This window comes from Vibrio sp. 1CM8B, assembly GCF_023161685.1.
In the GTDB taxonomy this organism is placed as follows: domain Bacteria; phylum Pseudomonadota; class Gammaproteobacteria; order Enterobacterales; family Vibrionaceae; genus Vibrio; species Vibrio coralliirubri.
Window position 1 is genome coordinate 1 of sequence record NZ_JALNTU010000004.1, and the last position, 25,433, is coordinate 25,433.

General features: G+C 43.4%; 20 protein-coding genes. 9 read left to right on the forward strand and 11 right to left on the reverse strand.

Going from position 1 to position 25,433, the window contains the following annotated elements:
• Nucleotides 1-1,032: 1,032 nt before the first annotated feature.
• The 3 genes from gcvP to MSG36_RS08905 form a co-directional block, all read right to left on the reverse strand.
• A complete protein-coding gene (gene gcvP / locus MSG36_RS08895) occupies nt 1,033-3,912 on the reverse strand; it encodes an aminomethyl-transferring glycine dehydrogenase (protein ID WP_248367364.1) in 2,880 nt (959 codons plus the stop codon).
• A gap of 90 nt (nt 3,913-4,002) precedes the next feature.
• Nucleotides 4,003-4,383, reverse strand: a complete 381-nt coding sequence (gcvH, locus tag MSG36_RS08900) for a glycine cleavage system protein GcvH (RefSeq protein WP_004730871.1) — start codon at nt 4,381-4,383, stop codon at nt 4,003-4,005.
• 51 nt (nt 4,384-4,434) lie between these two features.
• Entirely contained in the window at nt 4,435-5,727 is a 1,293-nt protein-coding gene (locus tag MSG36_RS08905; RefSeq protein WP_059018605.1) for a serine hydroxymethyltransferase, read from the reverse strand.
• Nucleotides 5,728-6,168: 441 nt separating this feature from the next.
• On the opposite strand from MSG36_RS08905, the gene MSG36_RS08910 reads away from it, so the two are divergent.
• The 3 genes from MSG36_RS08910 to MSG36_RS08920 all read left to right on the forward strand — a co-directional run bounded on the left by MSG36_RS08910 (nt 6,169) and on the right by MSG36_RS08920 (nt 9,696).
• Nucleotides 6,169-6,792 carry an XRE family transcriptional regulator gene (locus MSG36_RS08910; RefSeq protein WP_017064652.1) on the forward strand — a complete coding sequence of 208 codons (624 nt, stop codon included), beginning with the start codon at nt 6,169-6,171 and terminating at the stop codon, nt 6,790-6,792.
• Nucleotides 6,793-7,222: 430 nt separating this feature from the next.
• Nucleotides 7,223-8,356, forward strand: coding sequence for a glycine cleavage system aminomethyltransferase GcvT (gene gcvT, locus MSG36_RS08915; protein WP_248367367.1), 1,134 nt, complete (start codon nt 7,223-7,225; stop codon nt 8,354-8,356).
• Nucleotides 8,357-8,634: 278 nt separating this feature from the next.
• Nucleotides 8,635-9,696, forward strand: coding sequence for a trypsin-like serine protease (locus tag MSG36_RS08920; RefSeq protein WP_248367370.1), 1,062 nt, complete (start codon nt 8,635-8,637; stop codon nt 9,694-9,696).
• A gap of 85 nt (nt 9,697-9,781) precedes the next feature.
• Here the strand turns inward: MSG36_RS08920 and MSG36_RS08925 are convergent, their stop codons facing one another.
• Nucleotides 9,782-10,108: a hypothetical protein gene (locus MSG36_RS08925; RefSeq protein ID WP_102431266.1), complete on the reverse strand. Its 327-nt coding sequence runs from the start codon at nt 10,106-10,108 to the stop codon at nt 9,782-9,784.
• Between the two features lie 201 nt (nt 10,109-10,309).
• Between MSG36_RS08925 and MSG36_RS08930 the strand changes: the two genes are divergently transcribed.
• Nucleotides 10,310-10,627: a helix-turn-helix transcriptional regulator gene (locus MSG36_RS08930; protein WP_048662017.1), complete on the forward strand. Its 318-nt coding sequence runs from the start codon at nt 10,310-10,312 to the stop codon at nt 10,625-10,627.
• A gap of 93 nt (nt 10,628-10,720) precedes the next feature.
• On the opposite strand, the gene arfB is transcribed toward MSG36_RS08930, so the two are convergent.
• Nucleotides 10,721-11,131, reverse strand: coding sequence for an alternative ribosome rescue aminoacyl-tRNA hydrolase ArfB (gene arfB, locus MSG36_RS08935; protein ID WP_017059842.1), 411 nt, complete (start codon nt 11,129-11,131; stop codon nt 10,721-10,723).
• An 87-nt stretch (nt 11,132-11,218) separates the two neighbouring features.
• Here arfB and MSG36_RS08940 point away from each other — a divergent pair, with 87 nt between their 5' ends.
• A complete protein-coding gene (locus MSG36_RS08940; protein ID WP_248367373.1) occupies nt 11,219-11,824 on the forward strand; it encodes a beta-phosphoglucomutase family hydrolase in 606 nt (201 codons plus the stop codon).
• Between the two features lie 35 nt (nt 11,825-11,859).
• Here the strand turns inward: MSG36_RS08940 and MSG36_RS08945 are convergent, their stop codons facing one another.
• The 4 genes from MSG36_RS08945 to MSG36_RS08960 all read right to left on the reverse strand — a co-directional run bounded on the left by MSG36_RS08945 (nt 11,860) and on the right by MSG36_RS08960 (nt 17,953).
• Complete coding sequence (locus tag MSG36_RS08945) at nt 11,860-13,764, reverse strand: diguanylate cyclase (protein WP_048660223.1); 1,905 nt, start codon at nt 13,762-13,764, stop codon at nt 11,860-11,862.
• Nucleotides 13,765-14,001: 237 nt separating this feature from the next.
• Complete coding sequence (locus MSG36_RS08950) at nt 14,002-15,750, reverse strand: formate--tetrahydrofolate ligase (protein WP_248367376.1); 1,749 nt, start codon at nt 15,748-15,750, stop codon at nt 14,002-14,004.
• A gap of 293 nt (nt 15,751-16,043) precedes the next feature.
• Nucleotides 16,044-17,348, reverse strand: a complete 1,305-nt coding sequence (locus MSG36_RS08955) for an inosine/guanosine kinase (protein WP_048613717.1) — start codon at nt 17,346-17,348, stop codon at nt 16,044-16,046.
• A gap of 128 nt (nt 17,349-17,476) precedes the next feature.
• The gene (locus MSG36_RS08960) at nt 17,477-17,953 is read right to left on the reverse strand and encodes a CreA family protein (protein WP_017059837.1); all 477 of its coding nucleotides are present in this window, start codon (nt 17,951-17,953) and stop codon (nt 17,477-17,479) included.
• A 248-nt stretch (nt 17,954-18,201) separates the two neighbouring features.
• On the opposite strand from MSG36_RS08960, the gene MSG36_RS08965 reads away from it, so the two are divergent.
• The 3 genes from MSG36_RS08965 to MSG36_RS08975 all read left to right on the forward strand — a co-directional run bounded on the left by MSG36_RS08965 (nt 18,202) and on the right by MSG36_RS08975 (nt 21,596).
• Nucleotides 18,202-18,696 carry a hypothetical protein gene (locus MSG36_RS08965; protein WP_059018592.1) on the forward strand — a complete coding sequence of 165 codons (495 nt, stop codon included), beginning with the start codon at nt 18,202-18,204 and terminating at the stop codon, nt 18,694-18,696.
• A 60-nt stretch (nt 18,697-18,756) separates the two neighbouring features.
• Nucleotides 18,757-20,565: an HD domain-containing phosphohydrolase gene (locus tag MSG36_RS08970; RefSeq protein WP_248367379.1), complete on the forward strand. Its 1,809-nt coding sequence runs from the start codon at nt 18,757-18,759 to the stop codon at nt 20,563-20,565.
• Between the two features lie 305 nt (nt 20,566-20,870).
• Nucleotides 20,871-21,596, forward strand: coding sequence for an HAD-IA family hydrolase (locus MSG36_RS08975; protein ID WP_248367382.1), 726 nt, complete (start codon nt 20,871-20,873; stop codon nt 21,594-21,596).
• Nucleotides 21,597-22,003: 407 nt separating this feature from the next.
• Here the strand turns inward: MSG36_RS08975 and MSG36_RS08980 are convergent, their stop codons facing one another.
• The gene (locus MSG36_RS08980) at nt 22,004-23,428 is read right to left on the reverse strand and encodes a methyl-accepting chemotaxis protein (protein ID WP_048613711.1); all 1,425 of its coding nucleotides are present in this window, start codon (nt 23,426-23,428) and stop codon (nt 22,004-22,006) included.
• A 148-nt stretch (nt 23,429-23,576) separates the two neighbouring features.
• Nucleotides 23,577-24,800, reverse strand: coding sequence for an aromatic amino acid transport family protein (locus MSG36_RS08985; protein WP_048608415.1), 1,224 nt, complete (start codon nt 24,798-24,800; stop codon nt 23,577-23,579).
• 446 nt (nt 24,801-25,246) lie between these two features.
• Between MSG36_RS08985 and MSG36_RS23850 the strand changes: the two genes are divergently transcribed.
• On the forward strand, nt 25,247-25,375 hold the full coding sequence (locus MSG36_RS23850) for a hypothetical protein (protein ID WP_282452211.1): 129 nt from the start codon (nt 25,247-25,249) through the stop codon (nt 25,373-25,375).
• Nucleotides 25,376-25,433 lie beyond the last annotated feature (58 nt).

The window sequence follows — 25,433 nt, forward strand, 5'->3', positions numbered from 1 at the left end:
TGAGGTGCATGAAAAAAGCCAACAGCTGACGCTGTTGGCTTAGTAGAAATACTGTCAACGTATTTTAGGACGAGACATTTTGCTTCTTAGCACAGCTACGAATTAGTCTTCATCGCTAAGGCTAGATATGCTTGTCGTTGCGCTGAAAACGAATAATATAAGTCAACTTTGGTCAGTAGATTGAGTTATTTGTAGCTCATTTTTAATGAACTACATTAGTGAGTTGTGTCGAATATTTACTGGTTAAACCTATGCGAGAATACTTTTAGCGCGAAAACTATGAAATTATTACAAGCGATTTTAAAAATTATTAGTATTTAATATGACGGTTTAATTAAAAGGAGTACACACAGTGATGGATAGTCTGGTTCTAGAGGGGAATAACGTTTTTAGGAAATCGTGGACTGCATATATAGACCCGATACTAACTTTAGTTATCCTTTTTATCATAGTGTATAACTTTCCTTTGATTTTCAGGTTATTACCTCGTGATCACCATGAGTCTATACTTATTGTGCTTATTGCTTTTTTAGCCGTTTATATATTTAGAATAATACTTAAAATATTTAAAATTAGGAGCGTAAAGATTTATATCAATGAGTCGGGGGTGTGGTGTTACTCTGGAATATTTCCGTGGAGTAAAGATACATATGGAGTCAAGTGGTGTAATTTTGAACAGGCTGTATGTTACCAGAATTTTTTCAACTGGTTATTTAAGTCTTATACTATAAAAATTAGCCAGCGGTTTACTCAAAGTAGTGAAATCGTGTTATCGCATATGGGGCATGGAGATGTTGTCACTGTAGCTATAAATCAATATAAAAAAAATGTCTTGCATGACAGGAATGATGTGCGATGAGAACTTACGGATTAACAGTTCTATACTAGCTTTTAGTTTATCTGTATTTAGCAACAAAATACAATCCTACTCGTATAATTCAGCGCTAAAGTTAGATTAGTTAAGAATTGAAATCTAGAATGTCAAAAAAGCGAACCAAGTGGTTCGCTTTTGTTTATTTAAAATCTACAAAATTAGTCTTCGTAGTTGTCGATGCTTGGGCAAGAACAGATTAGGTTACGGTCGCCGTATACGTTGTCTACACGGTTAACAGTAGGCCAGTACTTCGAGTTCTTCGTTGCTTTCGATGGGAAGCAAGCCAGTTCGCGAGAGTAAGGGCGATCCCATTCTGCGCCTGAAAGGTCAACTTGTGTGTGCGGTGCGTTCACTAGAGGGTTGTTGTCTAGTGGCCATTCACCCGCTTTCACTGCTGCCATTTCGTGACGGATAGCGATCATCGCTTCACAGAAACGGTCTAGCTCTTCTAAATCTTCAGATTCAGTTGGCTCAACCATTAGTGTGCCAGCTACTGGGAAAGACATAGTAGGCGCGTGGAAACCGAAGTCCATTAGACGCTTAGCAATATCTTCTTCGCTGATGCCTGTGTCTTCTTTAAGCGGGCGAATATCGATAATACATTCGTGCGCTACGCGGCCGTTAGTGCCACGGTAAAGAACAGGGTAGTGAGGACGTAGTTTCTCCATCACGTAGTTCGCGTTCAGAATCGCTACTTTAGTCGCGTCTGTTAGGCCAGGTTCGCCCATCATTGCGATGTAAGCCCAAGAGATAGGTAGGATTGAAGCGCTACCTAGATCTGCAGCCGATACCGCGTAGTCAGAACCTTGTACACCGTTTTCGATGTGACCTGGTAGGAAAGGTGCTAGGTGCGATTTAACGCCGATAGGACCCATACCCGGACCGCCACCACCGTGTGGGATACAGAATGTTTTGTGTAGGTTCAAGTGAGATACGTCTGAGCCGATGAAGCCTGGAGATGTTAGGCCTACTTGAGCGTTCATGTTCGCGCCGTCTAGGTAAACCTGACCGCCCGCTGCGTGTACTTGTTCACACACTTCTTTCACTTGCTCTTCGTATACGCCGTGTGTAGAAGGGTAAGTGATCATGATGCTTGATAGGTTTTCTTTGTGTTTCTCGATTTTCGCTGCTAGGTCAGTCATGTCGATGTTGCCATCTTCATCACACTTAACAACCACTACCTTCATTGAAACCATTGATGCTGTTGCAGGGTTAGTACCGTGCGCAGAGCTTGGAATCAGACAAACGTTACGGTGAGCTTCACCGCGGCTTGCGTGGTAACGTTGAATCGCGATTAGACCTGCGTATTCACCAGATGCACCAGAGTTAGGCTGTAGTGAGAAATCGTCGTAACCAGTGATTTCACATAGCTTCTCTTTTAGGTCTTTCGCTAGCGCTGTGTAGCCTGCTGCTTGATCAAGAGGTGCGAATGGGTGAATTGAACCAAACTCAGGCCATGTTACTGGAATCATCTCAGCAGCAGCGTTCAGCTTCATTGTACAGCTGCCCAGTGGGATCATGCCGTGCGTGAGTGAGAAGTCTTTGTTCTCAAGCTGTTTTAGGTAACGCATCATTTGCGTTTCGCTGTGGTGCGTGTTGAATACTGGGTGAGTTAGGAACTCTGATTCACGACGGCAGTTTTCTGGAATTGCGGCAAACTCGTTTGATGCAATGTCAGAAGATAGTGCTTGAACGTCTTCTTTCACGTCGAAGATTGCGAATAGGGCATTCACGTCGTCGACTGTGGTTGTTTCATCTAAGCTGATACCGATTTTGCCAACAAGTCGACGAAGGTTGATGTCTGCTGCTTGCGCTTTTGCGTACAGTGCATCTGTGTTCTCTTCAGAGTTGATTGTGATGGTATCAAAGAAGCTGTTGTTCGTTAGCTCGTAACCCGCTTTAGTCAAACCAGCCGCTAGGATAGCTGTCATGTGGTGTGTACGACGAGCAATAGTACGAAGGCCTTCTGCACCGTGGTAAACCGCGTAGAAAGACGCCATGTTTGCTAGAAGTGCTTGAGCTGTACAGATGTTCGATGTCGCTTTCTCGCGGCGGATGTGTTGCTCACGAGTTTGCATTGCCATACGTAGCGCTTGGTTACCGTGAGTATCGATAGATACGCCGATTACACGACCTGGCATTGTACGCTTATGCTTTTCACGAGTACCCATGAATGCTGCGTGTGGACCGCCGTAACCCATAGGAACGCCGAAACGTTGCGCTGAACCGATGACTACGTCTGCGCCCATTTCGCCAGCTGGCTTAAGTAGAGCAGAAGCAAGTAGGTCAGTTGCAACCGTTACAAGAGTCTTGTTTGCTTGAGCTTTCGCAATGATGTCTGTTAGATCACGAACTTCGCCTGTTGTACCAGGGTATTGAACTAACGCACCAAATACGTCTTGCTCTGGAAGTGTTTCAAGAGCGCCAACCATTACTTCAAAACCGATGTACTCAGCACGAGTTTTAACAACTTCTAGTGTTTGAGGGTGAACATCGTCAGCAACGAAGAATACTTTGCTCTTGCTTTTACCAGCACGCTTACACAGTGTCATAGCTTCGCCAGCCGCTGTAGCTTCATCAAGAAGAGACGCGTTCGCGATTTCCATACCAGTTAAGTCCATTACCATTTGTTGGTAATTCAGTAGAGCTTCAAGACGACCTTGAGAAATCTCTGGTTGGTATGGTGTGTAAGCTGTGTACCAGCCTGGGTTCTCTAAAACGTTACGTAGAATAACGTTTGGAGTGAATGTGTTGTAGTAGCCTTGGCCAATGAAAGTACGTTTCACTTGGTTTAGGTTAGCGATCTCTTTAAGAGAGGTCAGCATGTCCATTTCGCTCAATGGAGCAGCAAGTGTCATTGGTTTTTCAAGACGGATTTGTGCAGGAACCGTTTCGTCGATCAGTGCTTCTAAGCTAGTCGCGTTGATCGCTTCAAGCATTTTTTGCTGGTCTGCTTTATTAGAGCCGTTATGACGAGCAACAAACTCGTTTTGCGTACCCAAGTCTTTCAGTAATTGGCTTTGAAGTAATTCAGTCATGATATGTTCTACTTTCTCTCTGGAGCCGTGAGCTAGCCCCTAAAATTAAGCTGCTCCAAAAGAGCAGCTTTATCGTAATGAGGTTACCTATTAGTCTTCTTCGATAGAGCTTAGGTATTCTTCCGCATCTTTAAGGTTGTTTAGTTCAGATGCATCAGACATCTTCACTTTAACAATCCAACCACCTTCATAAGATTCTTCGTTAATTAACTCAGGGCTATCTTCTAATTCTTCGTTGATTTCTACGATTTCGCCAGAGATTGGTGCGTAGATATCAGAAGCTGCTTTCACTGATTCAACTAGAGAGAAGCTTTCGCCAGCTTCGATTTCGTCTCCAGTGTCAGGCAGGTCAACAAACACAACGTCACCTAGCATCTCTTGAGCGTGCTCAGAAATACCGATAGTCACAGTACCGTCACCGTTGTCTTTTACCCACTCGTGGCTGTCTGCAAACTTTAGTGTATTGTCCATTGCTTATTCTCCAAAAATTTATGAGGTTTTAATTTAAATCTTAAAAACGGTTTAACGGTAAAGAGGGAAGCGCTTGCAAAGCTCTTTAACTTGTTTGCGAACACGTTGCTCAACTTCAGCGTTGCCTTCAGGGCTCTCAACTAAGCCGTCAAGAACATCGCCGATCCATTCACCGATAAGTTTGAATTCTTCAGTGCCAAAACCACGACTGGTTCCAGCTGGCGTACCTAAACGAATGCCAGAAGTAATCATAGGCTTCTCTGTATCGAATGGTATGCCATTTTTGTTACATGTGATCCCTGCACGCTCTAATGCTTCTTCCGTTACGTTACCTTTCAAGCCCTTAGGACGAAGGTCAACCAGCATTAGGTGCGTGTCTGTTCCGCCAGTCACAATGTCACAACCGCGAGTTTGCAACACTTCAGCAAGAACTTTTGCGTTGTCGATCACTGAATCAATATAAGTATTAAATTCTGGGCCAAGTGCTTCGCCAAACGCCACTGCTTTAGCTGCGATAACGTGCATTAGTGGGCCGCCTTGAAGGCCAGGGAACACGGCAGAGTTGATCTTTTTGTTGATGTCTTCGTGGTTAGTAAGAATCATGCCGCCGCGTGGGCCACGAAGTGTTTTGTGCGTTGTTGTAGTCACAACGTGTGCGTGTGGTAGTGGGCTAGGGTGAGCACCTGTCGCGATAAGACCCGCGATGTGTGCCATATCGACCATTAGAATAGCGCCAACTTCGTCAGCAATTTCACGGAACTTAGCGAAATCGATAACGCGTGGGATAGCACTACCACCAGCAATAATCATTTTAGGTTGGCTTTCGATAGCTAAAGCGCGTACCGCTTCGTAATCGATTTCAAGAGTGTCGCGGTCTACGCCATATTGAACTGCGTTGAACCACTTACCAGACATTGCAGGGCGCGCACCGTGTGTAAGGTGGCCACCAGCGTCTAGAGACATACCTAGGATAGTGTCGCCAGGTTGAAGTAGGGCAAGTTTAACTGCGCCGTTCGCTTGAGCACCTGAGTGAGGTTGTACGTTTACGTATTCGCACTTGAACAGCTGTTTAGCACGTTCAATCGCGATAGCTTCTACTGTATCTACGTGCTCACAACCACCGTAGTAACGACGGCCTGGGTAGCCTTCTGCGTATTTGTTGGTCAGGCAAGTGCCTTGAGCTTGCATTACTGCTTTAGAAACGATGTTCTCAGAAGCAATAAGTTCGATTTGTTCGTTTTGACGAGTGTTCTCTGCTTGGATTCCAGCAAATACTGCGTCGTCAGTCGCAGATAGGTTCGTAGAGAAAAAACTGTCTAAGCTATGGTTTTGGTAAGCGTTCATTGTCGAGACCTTTCATTAAGCTAATGGTGATTGTTTTTATAGTCCATTAGGTCTTACGTTGATTTCTGCATCGGTATCGTTTGCGCTATATAGGTATAGATAAACGTGAATTGCGTTATAAATATACTCTTACAGCGTCTAAGCGATCGTTGTAGGGTCAATGCAGCACGAATTGTTTCCCAAAAAGTTCGGGTAAAAAACAGCTCTTACAAATGTTAAATCTATCATTTGCTGCAAGCTGAAGTAGCATCTCTTCATCTAACAAGTCGATAACATAGCTCCGATAAAATCAATTTTCAACAAAAATTTCCAATAGGAAACAACTTTTCTTGTTTTGCTACAGGGAGCACGCTTTATTTCTCTGTGTGCTCTTTAATCAACAAAGCGCTTCATGCAACAATGAAATTAATAGACAGGAAGCAAGAAATTAATGAGGGACCTATGTCAGAAGACATTTATGATGAGTACCCATCTTTAACGTTGGCGAAGGAAACGTTAGACCAGAATATCGAACCACTTAGGCTTGGCCAGCGTATTAAAGATATCCGCGGCAAGCTTGGGATTACGCTAGAAGAAGCAAGCCAAAGAACAGGCTTGGCGCGTTCTACGCTCAGCAAAATCGAGAACGAACAGATCTCACCAACCTTTCAAGCAATGCAAAAATTGGCGATGGGTTTGCAAATAGATATGCCGCAACTCTTTGAGCCGCCAAGGAAAAAAGTGGCAACAGGACGTCGTGACTTAACCAAGGCAGGCCAAGGTAAACCACACCCAACACCGACTTATGAACATGAGCTGCTTGCGACTGAGCTTTCTAATAAGAAGATGATGCCGTTTAAGAGCCGCGTGAGAGCACGTACTTTTGAAGAGTATAATGATTGGGTGCGTCATGACGGTGAAGAGTTCTTAATGATCATCTCTGGCGATGTGATGTTCTACTCAGAATTCTACGAACCTGTGCCAATGAGCGAAGGCGATAGCATGTATTACGATGCCAATATGGGCCACATGCTGATTTCGACCAGTACAGAAGATGCACTCATTTTGTGGGTGACTGCAAAATAAGTTAACAAACTTAGAATTTCTTATAGTGAATGCAAACGTTTGCTTTTGTTTCGAACGTTAGCCAACAGACGCGATATTGATGTGAAAATCATCAATATCGCGTTTTTGTATGTATCTATAAATTGTTTTTAAATTGTTAAATGTCACATTTTGAGCTGTTTTAATCTTGTTAAGGGTGTAAAACTCACTCAGGCTTGTTTATTATAGTGAACACGGTTTACTCATGTTGATTGAAGTTTACTGAAGTGAATTCTTAGAAAGTGAGTTGTATGGGATTTGTACAGCTAACAATATAAGCCTATATAAAAGACATCACTTTTTACTATCTACTGTTTCTAACGTTAATCCGTATCGTTAGAGGCGACTCTAAATAGAGATATAAGCGGCAGACTCGATTTTGGACAGCCTGCAACGCTTCATGGAGAATAAAATGACTCAAGAACACGCTAATCAAGACCTACTAAAAACACCACTGCATGCACTTCACGTCGAAGAGGGTGCGAAAATGGTTCCTTTCGCTGGCTACGATATGCCAGTTCAGTACCCACTAGGTGTAAAGAAAGAGCACTTACACACTCGTGACGCTGCCGGTCTTTTTGATGTTTCTCACATGGGGCAACTTCGTCTACATGGTGCAAACGCAGCTGCTGTCTTAGAATCTTTGGTTCCTGTAGATATTATCGATCTTCCTTCTGGTAAACAGCGTTACGCGTTCTTTACTAATGAGCAGGGCGGCATCATGGATGACCTTATGGTTGCAAACCTAGGCGATCACCTATTTGTTGTTGTGAACGCGGCTTGTAAAACACAAGATATCGACCACCTTACTGCGCACCTACCAGCTGACGTAGAGATGGAAGTGATTGATGACCGCGCTCTATTAGCACTTCAAGGCCCTAAAGCGTCTGAAGTTCTTGCTCGTTTCCAACCAAGCGTTGCAGACATGCTGTTCATGGACGTTCAAAAAGTCGATGTCGATGGTGTTGAATGCATCGTGAGCCGCAGTGGCTACACGGGCGAAGATGGTTACGAGATCTCTGTACCGAACGATCACGCTGAAGCACTCGCACGTAAGCTGACTTCAGAAGCTGAAGTTGAGTGGATTGGCCTTGGTGCTCGTGACTCACTTCGTCTTGAGTGTGGTCTATGTCTGTACGGTCACGATCTAGATACAACAACAACGCCAGTAGAAGCTAGCCTCCTATGGGGCATTCAAAAAGTGCGTCGTACTGACGGTGAACGTGCAGGCGGTTTCCCTGGCGCTGATATCATCCTTGAGCAAATCGCGACTAAAGACGTTCAACGCAAGCGTGTGGGTCTTGTTGGTCAGACTAAAGCACCAGTACGTGAAGGCACTGAGCTGTTCGATGCTGAAGACAACAAGATTGGCGTTGTAACGAGCGGTACAGCGGGTCCTAACGCGGGCAAGCCTGTTTCTATGGCTTACGTTCGCACTGACCTAGCGGTTATTGGCACTGAAGTATTCGCTGAAGTTCGTGGCAAGAAGCTACCTATGACAGTAGAAAAAATGCCATTCGTACCTCAACGTTACTACCGTGGCTAATCTCTTTTAAGAGAAACAACTAAGCTAAATGAAAGCCTATTGTTTACTTCTCTTTATTGGGAAGCCTAACGGTAGGCTTTTTGTTTTTGGTAGCGTATGTTTTTGCTAGCGTATAAGGTTTAGCGTTACCCACTAACAACGGTTACTTAAAATTCGTTTATAAAATGAGATATGTGGCGATATCGTTACAAATACTTACTATAATCACGGTTGTGACGTGTTATGGTGGCGATTCATCATTTTTGTAAATAAGTAGTAGGGGTTACAAGGAGTTAACTATGAACGTAAACCATACAATGAGTCCGGTTCGTAAAGCCGTTTTAGGGCTTTTAGCGCCATTGATTTACACATCAAGTGTTATGGCAACGCAAAACACGGACGAAAGTACTCCTGATGTGGGTGTAACACCTTATATTGTGAATGGCAGTGATGCCACAGTAGCTGAGTTTCCTTCGATGGCGAGCCTGTTTATTGACCGCATAGATTATGACGGTACCTATTCAACTGGCCCATATTGTGGTGCGACAATTTTAGATCCAACGCATATCTTAACGGCTGCGCACTGTATCTATGGTGATGAGAATGCTCAGTTGTTTACGGTTGTAGTACCTCAATTAGAAGACACTTCCCAATTTCCTAATAACATTGTCCAAAAAGCACGTGTATCTGAGGTTTACTATCGCAGCGATTATTCAAATGCGTTGAGCGACTTATTACGCAATGACGTTGCTATACTCAAGTTAGAAAGTGCACTGAATATTGATTCAGTTAACGATGTTGTTAAGCGTCCGTCAAATACTAACTATCGAATTGGCGTTAATGACTTTGTTGCTGTTGGGCATGGTGATACACGTTCAGGTTTTGACGGTACGACCTTATTGCAAAAAGCATCTCTTAATTACGTAGATAACGCGACTTGTGCAACTGCCTTTATTGATGGTTCGGCATTAACTGATAACCAAATATGTTTTAACGGTGATTACAGCATATTTACCGGGCTCTTTAATGGTACCTGCCAAGGCGACTCTGGCGGTCCTGTCTATTGGCAAGATGGTTCAACATATAGACAGGTAGGTATTACCAGTTTTGGCCCAGATACTTGTGGCGGTAGCTCTACGGTGACATCTGTATTCACTGAAATCCTTGACTATGAAGCTTGGATAGACAGTGTTATTGCTGGTACCGAAACTGCCAAGTTTGTTTCAACAGACGCTAAGCGAACAGCTTATGTGAATGCGCGAACTTCATCTGGTTCTGGCAGCAGCGGAGGTAGTGTTTCATTTGGTTTGCTAGGTATGCTGATGTTGATTGCTGGTGTTAGAAAAGCAGTTAAACGGTAGAACTTCAAAATGTTTGAACAAGTCGACGCTTTATCTAACGATAGCGTCGACTTTTACTTTTACAGTTGGTTAGTTGTTTGTCGAACTAGTTACTCAGCTCGATTACTGCTTTACGGCTGTATCTTTCTAGAATCTCATCCATCTCTTTTATCGCAGCATTGATGCTTTTAATCCCACCTTGCGCTACACCTTTTTCATTTTCGTTCAATGCAGAAAAAGCCTGCTTTAATTCCTTACCTTCCAACATGCTCCCGTGTAGCAACACCTCTTTGTAAGTGAGTAGCTTATGTTGTATTGCAATAATTTCTGGGCGGGGATTGTCTGATTCTAATGCGTGACTAATGCAAGGAAATGCCAATGTATAGTGATTCGCAATTTCCAATTTGACGTTTTTCTTATTCGCAATATGCAATTTTTTTAATTTCCCAACACTTGAGTCTTCAAGTCTTCTAGCCTTTACGCTCACGACCAATCAAAGCGTGAAAGTTTATGATACGTAACGTTTTTTAATAATTGGATAATATGCCTTTGATGGCTTATGTAAACCATCACAAGTCAATATGGTCTGCTTCTTGCTGAATTTAGGTCATAACTGTCTTTTGAGGATGAGCTTATGTCACAAGAACCCATAATAGTGGCGCTGATTGAGCGTAGGAAACAAGCTAACTTGTCTCAAGAAAAGTTAGCCTCGAGTTCAGGAATGAGTTTAAAAACCTATCAACGCATTGAACGTGGCGAGGCGGACATTAAGATGTCTCAGTATCGTTCAATCACCAGAACCTTAAAGGTAACGGATTTGGATGTGGTTCTTGATATTGTGGGTGCATCACAAGCAACAGCGGAAGACGTTGCAGCGGTCAGTCGCTTACTGACCAGCGAAGAGCGAATGTTGTTGATCAAACTGATTTTGTCGGTCAAAAAGAAGCAGTAATCTTACTTTCAAATAAACAGCGTAATGGATCTATTCGTTAGTTAAAGTGACAGATCTTTCTACAGTAATGTGGTTACTGAGGGCATGAAGCCATCAGCTCACTCTTCCACGTAGCTGTTTGGTTGTACTTCTCTGTTTCTTACTTTCTAAACGTCTTTTCTGAGAGCCACGCGTTGGCTTTGTTGCTCTTCTTACTTTTTGAACCTTTGTAGCTTCCAAGATCAATTCTTTCAAACGCACTAAAGCATCATCTCGGTTTTGTTCTTGAGTTCTATATTGTTGCGCCTTAATGATAATCACACCGTCTTTGGTGATGCGACTATCTTTGTGTGCCAAAAGCTTTTCTTTATAGAAGTCGGGCAGGGTGGAGTGTTTGATATCAAAACGTAAATGTATCGCGCTCGATACTTTATTGACGTTCTGACCGCCGGCTCCTTGGGCTCTGATCGCTGTTAACTGGAGTTCCCAGTCTTGAATCGAAACAGAGTTAGATATTTGTAACATAAACATCCATTTTGAACGGTAATATGGGGTCATGATACTGAATATTGGTTATGGTATCAGTAACTTTCTTAAAGAGTGGTAGTAGTGATGAAAATAGATTTAACGGCGTATGAAGGATTGATCTTTGATATGGACGGTACGCTGATCGATACAATGCCTGCACATGTAAAGGCGTGGCAGCAAACGGCTGAAGAGTTCGGCTTTCATTTTGAAGCGTCTTGGCTGCATAGCTTAGGTGGCATGCCGAGCTACAAAATAGCCGGTGAGGTGAACAGTAAATACGGTTTGTCTCTCGACCCACAAGCTGTGTCCACGTTTAAAATGGCATCGTTTGCGGCTATTGAAGACAAAGGAGACGTTATCCCTTGTACTCACTCTCTGCTGTTAGAGCATCTGGGTAATAAGAAGATTGCAGTAGGAACGGGCAGTCAACGTAAAAGTGCCGAACAGTTACTGGATAAGGCAGACATCTTGAGTAAGCTCGATATCCTAGTGACAGCAACAGACGTTAAGAATCACAAGCCCAATCCGGATACCTTCTTAGATGCGTGTTTTGGTATGGGTTTGCAGCCAAAGCAGTGTGTTGTTTTTGAAGATACGAACCTAGGTAAGCAGGCTGCTCATGCTGCGAACATGGATTGTATTCTTGTCGTTGAGGGGAGCAAGTTAGAATTTTATCCGGCTCCAAGCTGATCGGTTGCCGGGCAAGTGAATGCAATTGTCATTTGCTAGGCTATTTCGCTCATCTCTTTATCTAGGAATAAGCACACATTGTTTCTCCCTGCCGCTTTAGCTTCGTATAGGGCTAAATCGGCGCACTTGTAATTAAGTGCTGGATCATTTGTTACGTTAGTAATCCCACCGCTCACGGTGACTACGTTGTCGAGTTCGATACTGACAGCGATTCTGAGCCTATTAAGAACGTATTCAGCTTCTTCAGTTGTAGTGTGAGGCAGAATAACGCCAAATTCTTCACCACCAATACGAGCGACAAAATCTGTTTCACGGCATTCTCGCTGGAGTACTTGAGCAACGGTTTGAATGACGCGATCACCATAATCGTGACCAAATCTGTCGTTGATGCGTTTGAAGTGGTCTATATCTAAGATCGCTAAGCAAGACTGTTCACGAGTAGGATAACGATTCACACGAGAACACTCATCTCGCAGCTCAAGATCGAACTTACGGCGGTTCCAACACCCAGCTAAGGCATCTTTTTCGCTCAGGTTTCTCAGTTTGTTTTCTAGCTCTTTGTGTTTACTGATATCCACAAATGAAGCGACATAAAACTGAATCACATCTTTCGAATCTTTGATGGTTTGGATTCGCAGTATTTCCGTGATTAAAGACCCGTCTTTACGTCGGTTAACGACTTCGCCTTCCCACATGCCTTTCTCTTTGATGATACTCCACATCTTGATGTAGAACTCTTCATTGTAGCGGCCAGAGGCAAACATCGATGGTTGACGACCTTTTACGTCTTCTAACTCGTAGCCACTCACGCGGGTGAACTCTTGGTTTACTTTGATGATGCGGTTGTTTCTGTCGGTAATCACCAAGGCAGACATGCCATTCATTGCTGCTTTAGCCAGTTGGCTCTCGATACTGTTCTTCTTGTGATTGCTGTTCCACAATACGAAGCCAGCAGAGATCATTGAAATCAAGAAAGATAAAGTGATGATCTGAACGACAATCGCTTGTTTTTCTTGTCGGTATTGACTGCTGAACTGCTGATTTTCAATATGAAGAACCATGTAGATTGGGCCTTCGAACTGTTTTATGTTGGGGCTGATATCAGAGTGGAAATACCAGTTCTTACCATCAAAATAGCTAGAAGATTTCTTGTCTTGAATCGCAGTCCAAAGCTCCGGGTATAACTTTGCGTAAGTTCGCTCTGAACGTGACTCTATCACATGTCCGAAAGATTCCTTTGGGTCTGGCCCCATAATGATGTGTCCGGTTTTGTTGAGAATAATCGGAACAGCAGACGATGCACCAATCTGATAGTGAAGGCGCTTATAGATCTCGAGCATGTTTAGGTTTGCGATGAAGTAACCAATGATGCGATTGTTTTCAGCGACTGGCGTCATAATGCGAAGCGCTGGTATTAAAGGACGAACGATCTCTCCGTTTTCAACTTCTAGGTCAATGCCGCGAGAACTAACTTCACCAATCTTTAATCGTTGCAGTTCCTCATAGTAATCACGTGAAGACTTGTTCTGCAGTTCGTTATCTGGGACCACGATTGCTTGACCGTCTTTGTAGTTAACGCGGAACACTTCGTTGCCGGCTAGATCGAGATAACGAAGCTGAGAATAGTATTTTTGGCCACGAGCTAACATTACCCAAAGATCTTGTAGCGTTTCTTTGTGGATGAGTGAAGGTTCTTGAACAGCACGAAGTAACGTTTGAGAGTCTGCAATAGAAGGAACAGAGTTAGATATTTGCTCAACAATAACGGCGAGTTCGTGAAAACTGTATTCGATTTGGTTCTGGCTGGATTGTTTGATATTTAGCGTGTGCTGAGCATCGACCCTGTCAAATTCAGAGTTAATATAGAGGGCAGGGACTAATCCTAGGGCAAATATGGTGCATAGAAATTGCCCGACTAGTTTTTTTATACTTGTATTCATCACTGTCCTCAAAGAATCAGCGCAATACTATATATTTTATAAGGTTTTTAATGTGATCTTGCCCCAGAACTTAAGACAATATGCGCATATAACTACGTTTTTATTGCAACTTCTTGCACTTAAGCTTGATTGTTGAGCAATTACTTCGTTAGGAAATGATTGCTCAATATAGAACACCGGTCTGAAAATTGAGCCAGATTAATCGCGATTATTTGTCGTTTATCTAACTAAGGGTATTTAGCTTAGGCCGACGATATTTCCATTACTGTCAATATCTAACGACATGAACGCTGGTTTGTCAGGTAAGCCTGGCATGGTCATCACATTGCCACACAACGCGTAAATAAAGCCAGCACCAGCACACAATTTTAGCTCTCTAACGGGTACGTCAAATTGAGTGGGAGCACCTTTTATGTGTGCTTCTGTCGAGACCGATAGTGGTGTTTTTGCCAAACAAACTGATAGGTTGCTATAGCCATGCAGTTTGAATTCAGCTAGTTGTTTTTTAGCCAGTGGAGATAGTGAAATACTTGCCGCGCCATAACCGACTTCAGCGACAGCCATTAGCTTTTCTTCTAGGGTTTGCTCAGAGTGGTACAAAGGCTCAAATTCAGACTCCTTTTGGCAAGCTTCTACCACGGCGCGAGCCAGTTGAGTCGTCCCTTCGCCACCTTGACCAAATGCTTCGCTCACTTCAACGCTAACGCTTGGGTCGAAGTCGGTGATCATCTGTTTCAAAGCATCGAGCTCTTGAGCTGAGTCTTGTGGGAATTGGTTAATCGCAACAACTGTTGGCACTTGGTATTGCTTAACGTTGGTTATGTGCCATTTTAGGTTCTCAAACCCTGCAACAAGCGCGTCTTGGTCATCATTAAAGATTGAATCTGGTAGTGGGGTGCCCGGTCTTAAATCGTACAAACCTGAGTTCGCTTTTAATCCGCGTAGTGTCGCAACAACAACGGCACAGTCAGGCTTCTTGTTGGATGCCTTAACCTTGATGTTACATGCTTTCTCGAAACCCATGTCTGAGCCGAAACCGCCTTCAGTTACCACAAAGTCACTCAGTTTAAGAGCAATCTTATCGGCAATAATTGAAGAGTTACCATGTGCGATGTTTGCGAAAGGCCCGGCGTGAATTAGGGTAGGAACGCCTTCAAGGGTTTGCATCAATGTTGGTTCAATAGAATCCTTCATTGTTACGGTCATTGCGCCTGCAACATTGAAGTCATCTGCGGTTAACGGCAAGCCTTGTTTGTTGTAAGCAAGTACCACTCGTCCAATGCGCTTTCTTAAATCTTGAAGGTCATCTGCTAGAGCAAGGATAGCCATCAGCTCTGAAGCGGCTGAGATATCAAATCCATCTTCGCGCTCAAAGCCGTTAATTGTTTTGCTTGCTTCGTTCTTGCCTACCGTGATCATGCGTAACGCGCGATCATTATGGTCGAGTACACGTCGCCATACGATTCTAGTGGGGTCGATATCCAGTGCTTTTAAGCCTGAGCGCGCTTCAAAGGCTTCTAAGCCTTCACGCTGTTCATGATACAAACGTGCATCGATTGCTGCAGAGGCAAGGTTGTGAGCGGCCGTAACAGCATGAATGTCACCAGTTAGATGTAGGTTCAACTGTTCCATAGGAGCGACTTGAGAGTAGCCACCGCCAGCTGCGCCACCTTTAACACCAAATACAGGGCCCATTGAAGGCTGACGAATACACGCCATCGCTGATTGGTTAATTTTGGCAAGACCTTGTGCTAGCCCGATGGTGGTCACCGTTTTGCCTTCGCCGAGTGGCGTGGGTGTAATCGCCGTGACTACGACCAATTTACCATCTTGTTGGTTGGAGAGGCGTTCAAGTGATGTGAGAGACACTTTAGATTTGTATTGCCCTAATGGCTGATGTTCGTTGTGTTGTAGGCCAGCTTGCTTGGCAACCTCACTGATGTTTTTAAGGGGAGTAGAGCGACAAATATCAATATCAGACAGCATATTTGATCCTTATATCAGAACCGAAAGGTGGTACGTAAACGTTTGCGTGGCGATGGTACTGTATAAATCTGCCAAGTAAAGGCAAACCACACGAATTGTGTGCTGGAAGATAACAGATCTAAAGAGTCATTGCGCGAGATCAAATCTTAAACGAGCAAAATATTCGATCTGATTACCTACAGTTGCAGTTATATTGGTGTTGAATACAAAAAGGGCTGCATATAGCAGCCCTTCAACGAATAGGTAATCTGACTTGGCGTGAACCTCAATCAGCTAACCCCTAATATGGTCGATTAACGATCCCAGTATGTTTCTTCTAAGCTATCTTCGCGTTCAGGTAGCGCACGAGAAAGACGAGGAGAGTGCTGAGTCAACACTTCGTAGCTTACACGGTTTGCGTACTTACAAATTTGAGAAAGAGAAGAGTAAGTTAGACAAGTATGCTCGTGCTTCTCTGAGTTCGGTACGTTCACGTGGTGGTAGCTGTTTGCTGCCATGTCGTGAAGTAGTGCTGAAAGTGCACCATCACCAGCACCATTCGTGTTCTTAATCTCAAGTGGGCCACCTAGGTAAGGGCCAATATGAGAGTACACTTTTACAGGGTCTTTACAGTCTTGCTTACGCATCGCGCGGCTGAATTCATATTTATTGAACTCAGGGATGTTACCCGGTAACAATGGCAGTGTGGTTTCGCGTTTCGCTGGTTCGTCAGTGTAACCTGCCATGTATAGGCCAATAGGGCCAGCAGTACATAGAACTAGGTCGACCCATTCAAGCGCTTTGTTAGCCGCCAATAGAGGGTCTTTTTCACCCGTTAGCGCTTCACCTTCATCTTCGTTCATCGCGACGATGGTTACGTTTTCTTTCAGGTATTCTTGCCACCATTCAGCGTTGCCTTCGATCACATACTTAGTACCAAGTGTTAGTACAACAGGCACATTGTGCGCTTTCGCGTATTCAATCGCTTTTTGTACCGCTTTTGGCATCGGATCTTCAGGTTTGCCACGCATTAAGTATGACGACACAACCAATGCAGAAGCTTTCTCGAACACTTTTTCAGGAATGCTTTCTGGAAGAAGTTGGTTCATGTGGCCTTCGTTGATTGCAAACGTGCGTTCGCCATCTTCAGAAATCAGCGTGTAACAGCGACCAATTGGACCATCAACAGTCTGAAGGTGGTTTAGATTCATACGAGAAGAAGTGCGGCAAAGGTAACGATAACCAAATGAGCCAACTTCAATCTTCTTAGACATTACGCCAAGCAGGACAGATTTGCTGTCTGCAAGTACGGAATAGTTGTGCAGTGTGTTGCCGATAGTATCGCCAGGGTATTGATGCGTGATCAAACCGCGCTCAACTAACTCTTCATACAGCGCATCTGCTTTACTTTCTTCCAATACCAGTGAGTGACCTTTACTCAGCTCGTATTTTTCTAGGAACTCGTTGTCAACACGGGCTTCGATGTCAACAATCGTTTGACCTATACCGACCACTGTTGCGCGGTGTAGTTTAGGTGTTTGTTGAATTTGGTTGACCAACGGATCACGTGCGTGAGTTGGAAAGTAGTGCTTAGATTTACGCTGTCCAGGAAACTTCATATGAAAAATACAGTGAAAAAATTTTGCCGCATGATATCACATTTTGTTTCTGTTTCTTTCATTTTTATTACATTTTGAATCACCTGCGCAATGTCTGTACAGGTGATTAGGCTTACTTGTGCTTAAGGCTATTCAGCAGGAACAAGTGTTGCTGGATCTACGTAAGCCTCTGTACCCCAAAGAGGAACAGTTGAAAGGCTATGTTTGAAACTGCCTTCCGTTTCTTTGGTGGTGTAAGACAAGTAAAGCAGCGATTGATTCTCTGCATCGTAGATACGACGAACCTTCATTGTTTTAAAGAAGATACTTTTCGATTGCTTGAATACCACTTCGCCAGACTTACTCTTGTCTATTTGAGCAATCATTTCTGGTGTGATTTCACCTGTTTGACGACAAGAGATAGAGCTATCACTTGGATCAGAAAGGCTAAGGTTTGCTTCGATTGATGCGATATGACAGGTAACACCTGCGATCTTATCGTCATCTAATGAAGACATCTTGATATCCTTCATTGTGAAGAAACCCAGTGAGACGTCGCCAACCTCGTTGTCCGAACAGCCAGCTAACATTGTCACGATACCTGCTGCTATTAAGGCTTTTTTCATAAGAAGTCCTTTTTATTTATATAGTTCTGTTTACTATAAGGATATTGAAAGCTTGAATACGAGTGTAGAGCTTTTCGCTAAGTTCTTAAAGGATGTTGTTGGATAATGAAAAATATGAAGCATTTAAAGTACTTGTTGGCCTTGGTCATGCTCTGTATGCTCTCTGCTTGTAGCTCGGCACCTCAGCCGACCGTATGTCTTCCAAATAACTGCGATATTTGGGGATACTAACCGTAGGTACTAAAAGAATGAATAACGAAATACCTGAAATTGCACACAAGAAAAACCAATGGCTATTTAGTCAGCTCGATATTGCTTACCCCGCAAAAGAGAGCCTCCTCGGCCGTGAACTTTATCAAAGCAAACTCCCATCCAAGACATACCAACTCCTAGCACAAGATCAAACTCCTTCCCAAATTGATGAACTGCATAAAGTCGATTTCCATAAATTGACCGTGCTTTTTTCACTTAACCAAGCAAGCGTTTACCAAGATGAAACCGAAAGGGCACACATGCTTGAGTTCTTGAGCCAAATTATGCTTTCTGACGATCATGTCTTATATATTGGTACTCAAAATGGTGAAGTTGTGGCGAGCGCTATCGTCACAGAAGCGGATGGTTCCCTATTGATCTCGGATGTCGTTGCTGGAAATGGTCAAAGTATCAACAACTTTGCTAAGCAGTTACACGATTTTTGGGCACAAGATCATGCTTCTAGCGATAAAGTGTGGATCGAGAACTAAAGATTCTTTGACAAAGCGTTAATCTAAGTACAATACCCCGTCTTATTTAAAGGGTATTGTATGTACAAGCTATTGATATCAATCGCTGTATTGTGTGTTAGCGCTTATTCTTCACTCAGCTTTGCTAACGACTGGGATATAAAACGCATCCTAGTTTTACACTCATACGAACCTTCTTATCAATGGACTGCTGACTTCCAAAAAGGGATAAACAGTGCGTTCAGCCAGTCTCAAACCGAAGTTAAACTCTCAATCGAGTATTTGGATTCAAAGCGTGTCAACAGCCCTGAGTATTACGAATCTCTTGCGCACTATTTACGTGTGAAATATGCAGGTTATAAATTTGATGGCGTAATTGCGACGGACGATAACGCGGCCAATTTCTTGGAATCACTGCCTAATTTGATCGATCGCTCCACACCTGTCGTTGCTGCCGGCATCAATGATTTCAGCACTGACATGTACGCGGTGTCTGACCGAGCAACCGTGCTATATGAGAACGATCAGATAGACGTTAATATTAAGCTGATCTCCAAATTAAGACCTAATCTAAAGAATCTCTATTTTGTAAATGATTACAGTGTAACGTCTGAGCTGATTCACAAAGAAATGAACAGAATGATGGCTGAATTTCCAAATATTAATCTCATAGAAATTCGCGATCTCTCGCTTGAGCATACGAGACAGTTTTTGGAAGGGATCTCTGCGGACGATGCGGTATTGCTCAGTCATTACAACACCGAGTTGAAGCAAGGGGTTTACCACACTTACCAAGAGATTGCGGATACGTTGTCAAAAGCGAGTGCTGCTCCGGTGTTTGCTTTGTGGCAGTTCTATATTTCGGGTGATGTACTCGGTGGTTACGTTAATCACTCACAAAGCATGGGTGAAGAGGCAGTCGATGCGTTGGATAAATACCTTCCTCTTGGTTTTACGACACCATTAACTCCCGGAGACAACAAACGTTTTGTATTCAATTACCCTGCAATGAAACGATACGGGATTAGTGCAAACGCGTTACCTGACGAAGCGGTTTTCATTAATGAGCCTTCGTCCTTTATTCGCAAAAACTTCCAGTTGTTATTGGGGCTGTCGATGGTGATTGCGGGTTTAAGCCTGATCATCTTGATGCAATTCGTTACTCTGCGCCAAAAGAAAGAGTTGGCGAATAAGAACAAACGAATCTTAAAGCTTCAGAAACAGACCTTGAATATCCAAAAGGATATGATTCATGTTCTCGGAGAAGCAATTGAAACCCGCTCTGGCGAAACGGGCAATCACGTTAAGCGTGTTGCCAAGTTGTCTGCACTGCTTGCTAAGTATCGTGGCTTGAGCCATCGCGAAGTCGAGATGATTGAGATCATCAGCCCAATGCACGATGTGGGTAAGATTTCTGTCCCTGAATCGATCTTGGATAAACCTGGGAAATTAACCGACCAAGAGTGGGAAGTGATGAAGCTTCACACTACGGCTGGCTACAACTTATTGAAGAGCGGATCTGGTGATATTACCAACCTCGCAGCAATCATTGCTAACGAACATCATGAGCGTTGGGATGGTGCTGGATATCCGAATGGCAAAGTAGGTGATGAAATACACCTGTTTGCTCGTATCACTGCCGTAGCCGATGTGTTTGATGCGCTGCTTAGTGCACGTTGCTACAAAGAACCGTGGCCGTTAGAGATGGTGGTCGATTTGTTTGAGCGAGAGTGTGGTTACCAGTTTGATCCTCAGCTAACTAAATTGCTACTGAAACACTTACCCGAGTTTGTCGCTATCCGAGATTCGTATCCCGATACTGGAACTATAGAATATGCGTCTGCACCTACTATTGAAGCAAAGGTATTAGAAGAGTCGGTTGTTAGCTAACCGTAGCTCTCTTTGAGTTGCCTATACGTCTTGGCTTCTTTATTAATTCGCCTCAAGCTGACTAGGAACTTGTGATTTATATTTTCCACTGAAATTGAGTTACTTATGTAAACCTCGCAGTATTTGGTCTCGTAGAATCTGGGTTAATTTGATGAAAACTGTTGCTTATGCTGAGCGATAAAGTGATCAACTCCATATTTCGCGAAGAGAAATAAGCCTGTATCCGCAAACTGTTACCTCAATCATCTCGCCCATTGAAAGAACACTATAGGATAAAACTTGGATTCAATCTAAGTGAGATACCTATGCGGTTAGAACAGACTAAATGTGTGATTTTCGATTGTGACGGAACACTTATCGATAGTGAAAAGCTGTGCTGCCAAGCTTTGGTGAACGTTTTCACTGGCTTTGGGGCGGAGCTAAACGTCAACGACTGCTATGCGCATTTCCAAGGCGGGAAGCTAGCTGACATCTTAATGGATACACAAGAACGTCTTGGGTTATCTATTTCGATTGATACACTTGAGCCGTTATATCGCACCGAATTAGAAGCACTGTTCCAGCGTCATTTAAAGCCGATGGATGGCGCTATCGAACTTATTGAATTCCTCAAACAACAAGACATCGAGTTCTGTATCGCTTCCAATGCACCGAAATCTAGAGTTGAATCTTCATTGGCGATGACAGGCATGCTAGACGACTTCAAAGGCAAAGTGTTTTCAGCTTTTGATGCTAATAGTTGGAAGCCAGAGCCTGATCTAATCATGTACACGGCCATGAACATGGGCTTTCTACCGAATGAGTGCATCTATGTGGATGATACGTTGAAAGGAATTGAGGCTGGTGTTCGCGCGGGTATCCAATCGTTTCGATTACGCCCGAGTATTGATGAAGCAATCGTAGATCCCGAAGCCGACTCAGCAGAACTCGCGGCTCAGGATATCTACAGTTTAGAAGAAATTTCAGTTTGGATTAATGGCAAGCACTGCTCACATGGTGGTATATCGAATTCTGCAGTTTTGGTGGGGTAGAGCTTAATTGAAGGCTGACTACCTTACTAAATTGTTTGGTATGGAAACCGCAAGATGCACAAGTAAACTTCTCTCCACTTTCTGAAAGCAGATACTCATCGTGTTGGCATAAAGGGCATGTAATGTCGTCGGTGTTTGGTGTTTCTGTTTTATTCATTATGTGTCACCTGCAGCAAGAGGGTAAGCGAAAAAAGACCCGTTCAATTAGATTACTCCTAAGCTCGAATATTAGACAGTTCTGACACTTCTTAATTTCTCCTTTGCGACTTGCTTCATGGTAATTGATAATGTCATCGTTATTGACCATGCCTCTTGTAATGTTATTAAACAAAAGCCAAAAAAAAGGACCCATTACGAGTCCTCATTAGTTTGTTTTCAATTCGCGCCGCTAGTTCGCCAGTTGAGCCTTAAGTGCGGTAGCGTGCCAACGTCTGAGACAGAGAAACTGACGCTTCTGTTAGCCTAGAGACGCCATTTGATGAATTCTGAGCCACGTCTTTAATCACATCGGATTGGCTGCGAATATCGTTAAGTTCAGCTGCAATCGTATTGGCAACGTTACTTTGCTCATCGGCTGATGTTGCGATTTGGATACTCATGTCCATCAGTGCTTGAGCTGAATCTGCAATAGAATTTACGTCGTGACCAATGTCCGAAATCAGTTGGCTACTGGTTTGCGCTTGATCAACCGTTTGTTCGGTGATCTTCGCGATATTTTGGCTCTCTTGCTGCAAGCGTTCAATCATCGCTTGGATTTCAACGGTAGCTGACTGAGTGCGGCTTGCCAGTGTTCTTACTTCATCAGCAACAACAGCGAAACCTCGGCCTTGTTCGCCCGCACGAGCGGCTTCAATCGCGGCATTCAAAGCAAGTAAGTTAGTTTGCTCTGAAATAGCATTGATCGTCGTGATGACCTCGTTAATTTGGCTCGTGTTGACATTCAAGCTAGTAACAGAAGATGAGGTTTGCTCAATCAAAGAAGAAAGGGTGGTAATTTCCGAGATTGCCTGTTGAACCTTCGCGTGGCTATCGTTGATTTGCTGCGCGTCTTGCTCAGTTTGTTCAGTTGAACGTGCAGATATGTTCGAGACTTCATTTGCCGAAGCTGTCATCTGATCCATTGCTGTCGCTACAGAGTCTAGAGAGGCGTTTTGGCTCATGATTTGTGTTTCGCTGCGCTTCATCTCTGTTTCGAAAGAAGCCGACGTTTCACTTAGCGTTGCTGCACTGTGGTTTACGTTGTTGACTAACTCACTAAGCGTGTCCATTGAACGGTCAAGCGCACAACCAATCGTACCAAACTCGTCACGGCCAGGGTGGAAGCCAAGGCGTGATGTTAGGTCCCCATCACCAATCTTTTGAGTCGTTGAGTAAAGAACCCAAAGTGCGCCGCCTAGGAAAGTCGCTACCCAGTAACAGAAAAGACCAAAAGGCACACACCACAAGAAGCTCAGTAATAAAGTGTACAGTGCTTGCTGCTTTTGATTCTGTATATCGTTAGTTGAAACGGTAAGTGAGTAGTAGTTGCCATCTTGTGCGAGTGCTGTGGCAGTCACCGAACCATTGTTTGAAATAGTGGTTTGTTGAGCGCGAGTTTGCTGACTAACAGAGCGAACAGAAGCAGGGGAATCTGATGCTGATAAAATGCCTTGCAGTTGATACTCGACCTGCTGTTTTGCAGTTACGTCAATGTGTTCCATTTTGTTGACGTAGTTCAGTCCAGCTAGGCTTGCCAAAGCGGCAAAAAAGATTAAGAAAATGACCCAAAACTTGTCGTTGATCGACATCTTGATAAACAGTTTGTCTATCGTTCGAAATTGTACTTCTTTCATAAAAACTCCACGGTAAATCCTTTACCGTGGACTCTAAATAACCGACCTCAATAAAAATGTGACTTCAATCGACTAATTGTGAAAATTAATGATAGTGTGATATCAATTATGAGATCTGAATCAAGTAAATTAGTTCACTATAGGTTTATTAGCCTAAAGAAGGCAGTAACCCTACTGAAATAAGAACTTGAATGGCAATGATAAATACGCCAACGCTACCTGCTAAAAACAGCGCTTTGCTACCGCCTAACACTTGGTAACTGGCTTCTGGAGATTGAGGTTTGACAGAGAAATCAGTGTAACGAACCTTGTAGACCATCACTGTAGGTAACAGAATCGCGAGCACTGAAAGTGCAATGGCTGCGTAGCCTAAAGCCATGATGAAGCCTTGTGGGTAAAATAAGGCAAAACCCAGTGGCGGTAAGAAGGTGATAGCAGCTGTCTTAACACGTTTTGCGTTACCTAGTTTCTTGCTCAGCGAGTCGCCCATGAATTCAAATAAGCCCAAGCTCACACCAATAAAAGATGTCAGCAGTGCAAGGTCCGCGAATACACCGACGATCACGCTTAGGTTGGATTGATGAACAGTTTGCGATAGTGAGACTAATAGCGCGCCTAAACTTGTATCAGACAATAATTGCTCTTGGCTAATCACACCCAAAGTAACACTTTGCCAGAAAACGTAGATAACCAGAGGCAGTGCCGAGCCAATAATCATTACCTTACGTAAAGAACGAACGTCACCATCTAGGTATCGAACAATTGATGGGATGCTGCCGTGGAAACCAAAAGAGGTAAACACAACCGGAATCGCCGCAACAATCAGGCCTTGCTGTAAAGGCATGCTCATTAAGTATTGAGAGGTAATGTTTGGAGCTAGGAAGCTGAGTACCAACACCATCGCGATAAGCTTTAAGCCAAACAAAACGCGGTTAACTTTATCAACACTGTGTGTACCAATCGTCACAACGCCAGCAACTAATAGGGTAAATAAAAGCGTGGTGATTTGAGCATTGAGTTCGATACCCGCGATATCCGAAATTCGTTGGTTAAATTGCGCACCGCCGCCAGCTATGTATGCCGCACACAGAGCGTAGAAAAGAAACATCACCGCGAAGCTCGCAATCCACTTTCCTTTTTTCCCTAAAATGGTATGAGCTAACGTGTGTAGGGTAGCGTCAGATTCTGCGAATTGGTGAAGTTCTACCATTAATAGCGCCGTAAAGGCCATTAACGCCCATAAACCCAGCATCAAGAAAAGTGAAGTTGAAAAGCCAATACCTGCAGAAGCAAGTGGAAGAGCGAGCATGCCAGCACCGATGGTTGTGCCTGCAATGATCAAAGTACTACCAAAAACCTTTGATTTATTCATTGTATATAATTCTTTACGTTAGGATGTGTTTTCATTGTAATTCTTCTAGCTTAAGCGCATAAACCCAAAGAATATCTCGATTTTGAAGTATTCTGATTGAGTTTAATTCCAAATGCAATGCCTAATGTAATTAAAAATATCCACTGTAAATTAATATTTACATAAAGGGGCGTGGCAGCATTCAAATGAGCAAAGCAAACGTTTGACCATGATCGGCTTCAAAATTTATAGAGTAATTTGTTGTACTTGGTGTAAGGTGGCAGTACATATGTCGTTCGCGTATACCCCTTTAGCGTAAAAAAGCGTTAATGATCGCGAGTAGCTTTAAGCTATGAATATGGAATGGGTAGAGTAGAGTGCGTTCATCAAAGTGACATAATATAAGTCCAAGATGGTGCACTAGTTAATAGGACATCATGTCCACATCAAGGAATAGAGGGGGCACAATGAGTGACCAATCTTATAATGACGAAAGTCTAGAGTTGTTAGATGCTATGGAAATTGGCATTGATTTGTCTGGCTATGAACAGACAGTGAAACAGTTAGCAGAAGAGCTTTTCAAGTCTTCGAACTAAGCTTTTAAGATCTTTAATTGAGTTTCAACTGAAACGTTTAAAGCTAAAAGTTTTCTTA

What these genes read in the sequence shown, in the direction of transcription:
- gcvP (WP_248367364.1), bottom strand. Translation starts at nt 3,912, where the DNA reads ATGACTGAATTACTTCAAAGCCAATTACTGAAAGACTTGGGTACGCAA.
- gcvH (WP_004730871.1), bottom strand. Translation starts at nt 4,383, where the DNA reads ATGGACAATACACTAAAGTTTGCAGACAGCCACGAGTGGGTAAAAGAC.
- MSG36_RS08905 (WP_059018605.1), bottom strand. Translation starts at nt 5,727, where the DNA reads ATGAACGCTTACCAAAACCATAGCTTAGACAGTTTTTTCTCTACGAAC.
- MSG36_RS08910 (WP_017064652.1), top strand. Translation starts at nt 6,169, where the DNA reads ATGTCAGAAGACATTTATGATGAGTACCCATCTTTAACGTTGGCGAAG.
- gcvT (WP_248367367.1), top strand. Translation starts at nt 7,223, where the DNA reads ATGACTCAAGAACACGCTAATCAAGACCTACTAAAAACACCACTGCAT.
- MSG36_RS08920 (WP_248367370.1), top strand. Translation starts at nt 8,635, where the DNA reads ATGAACGTAAACCATACAATGAGTCCGGTTCGTAAAGCCGTTTTAGGG.
- MSG36_RS08930 (WP_048662017.1), top strand. Translation starts at nt 10,310, where the DNA reads ATGTCACAAGAACCCATAATAGTGGCGCTGATTGAGCGTAGGAAACAA.
- arfB (WP_017059842.1), bottom strand. Translation starts at nt 11,131, where the DNA reads ATGTTACAAATATCTAACTCTGTTTCGATTCAAGACTGGGAACTCCAG.
- MSG36_RS08940 (WP_248367373.1), top strand. Translation starts at nt 11,219, where the DNA reads ATGAAAATAGATTTAACGGCGTATGAAGGATTGATCTTTGATATGGAC.
- MSG36_RS08945 (WP_048660223.1), bottom strand. Translation starts at nt 13,764, where the DNA reads ATGAATACAAGTATAAAAAAACTAGTCGGGCAATTTCTATGCACCATA.
- MSG36_RS08950 (WP_248367376.1), bottom strand. Translation starts at nt 15,750, where the DNA reads ATGCTGTCTGATATTGATATTTGTCGCTCTACTCCCCTTAAAAACATC.
- MSG36_RS08955 (WP_048613717.1), bottom strand. Translation starts at nt 17,348, where the DNA reads ATGAAGTTTCCTGGACAGCGTAAATCTAAGCACTACTTTCCAACTCAC.
- MSG36_RS08960 (WP_017059837.1), bottom strand. Translation starts at nt 17,953, where the DNA reads ATGAAAAAAGCCTTAATAGCAGCAGGTATCGTGACAATGTTAGCTGGC.
- MSG36_RS08965 (WP_059018592.1), top strand. Translation starts at nt 18,202, where the DNA reads ATGAATAACGAAATACCTGAAATTGCACACAAGAAAAACCAATGGCTA.
- MSG36_RS08970 (WP_248367379.1), top strand. Translation starts at nt 18,757, where the DNA reads ATGTACAAGCTATTGATATCAATCGCTGTATTGTGTGTTAGCGCTTAT.
- MSG36_RS08975 (WP_248367382.1), top strand. Translation starts at nt 20,871, where the DNA reads ATGCGGTTAGAACAGACTAAATGTGTGATTTTCGATTGTGACGGAACA.
- MSG36_RS08980 (WP_048613711.1), bottom strand. Translation starts at nt 23,428, where the DNA reads ATGAAAGAAGTACAATTTCGAACGATAGACAAACTGTTTATCAAGATG.
- MSG36_RS08985 (WP_048608415.1), bottom strand. Translation starts at nt 24,800, where the DNA reads ATGAATAAATCAAAGGTTTTTGGTAGTACTTTGATCATTGCAGGCACA.
- MSG36_RS23850 (WP_282452211.1), top strand. Translation starts at nt 25,247, where the DNA reads ATGAGTGACCAATCTTATAATGACGAAAGTCTAGAGTTGTTAGATGCT.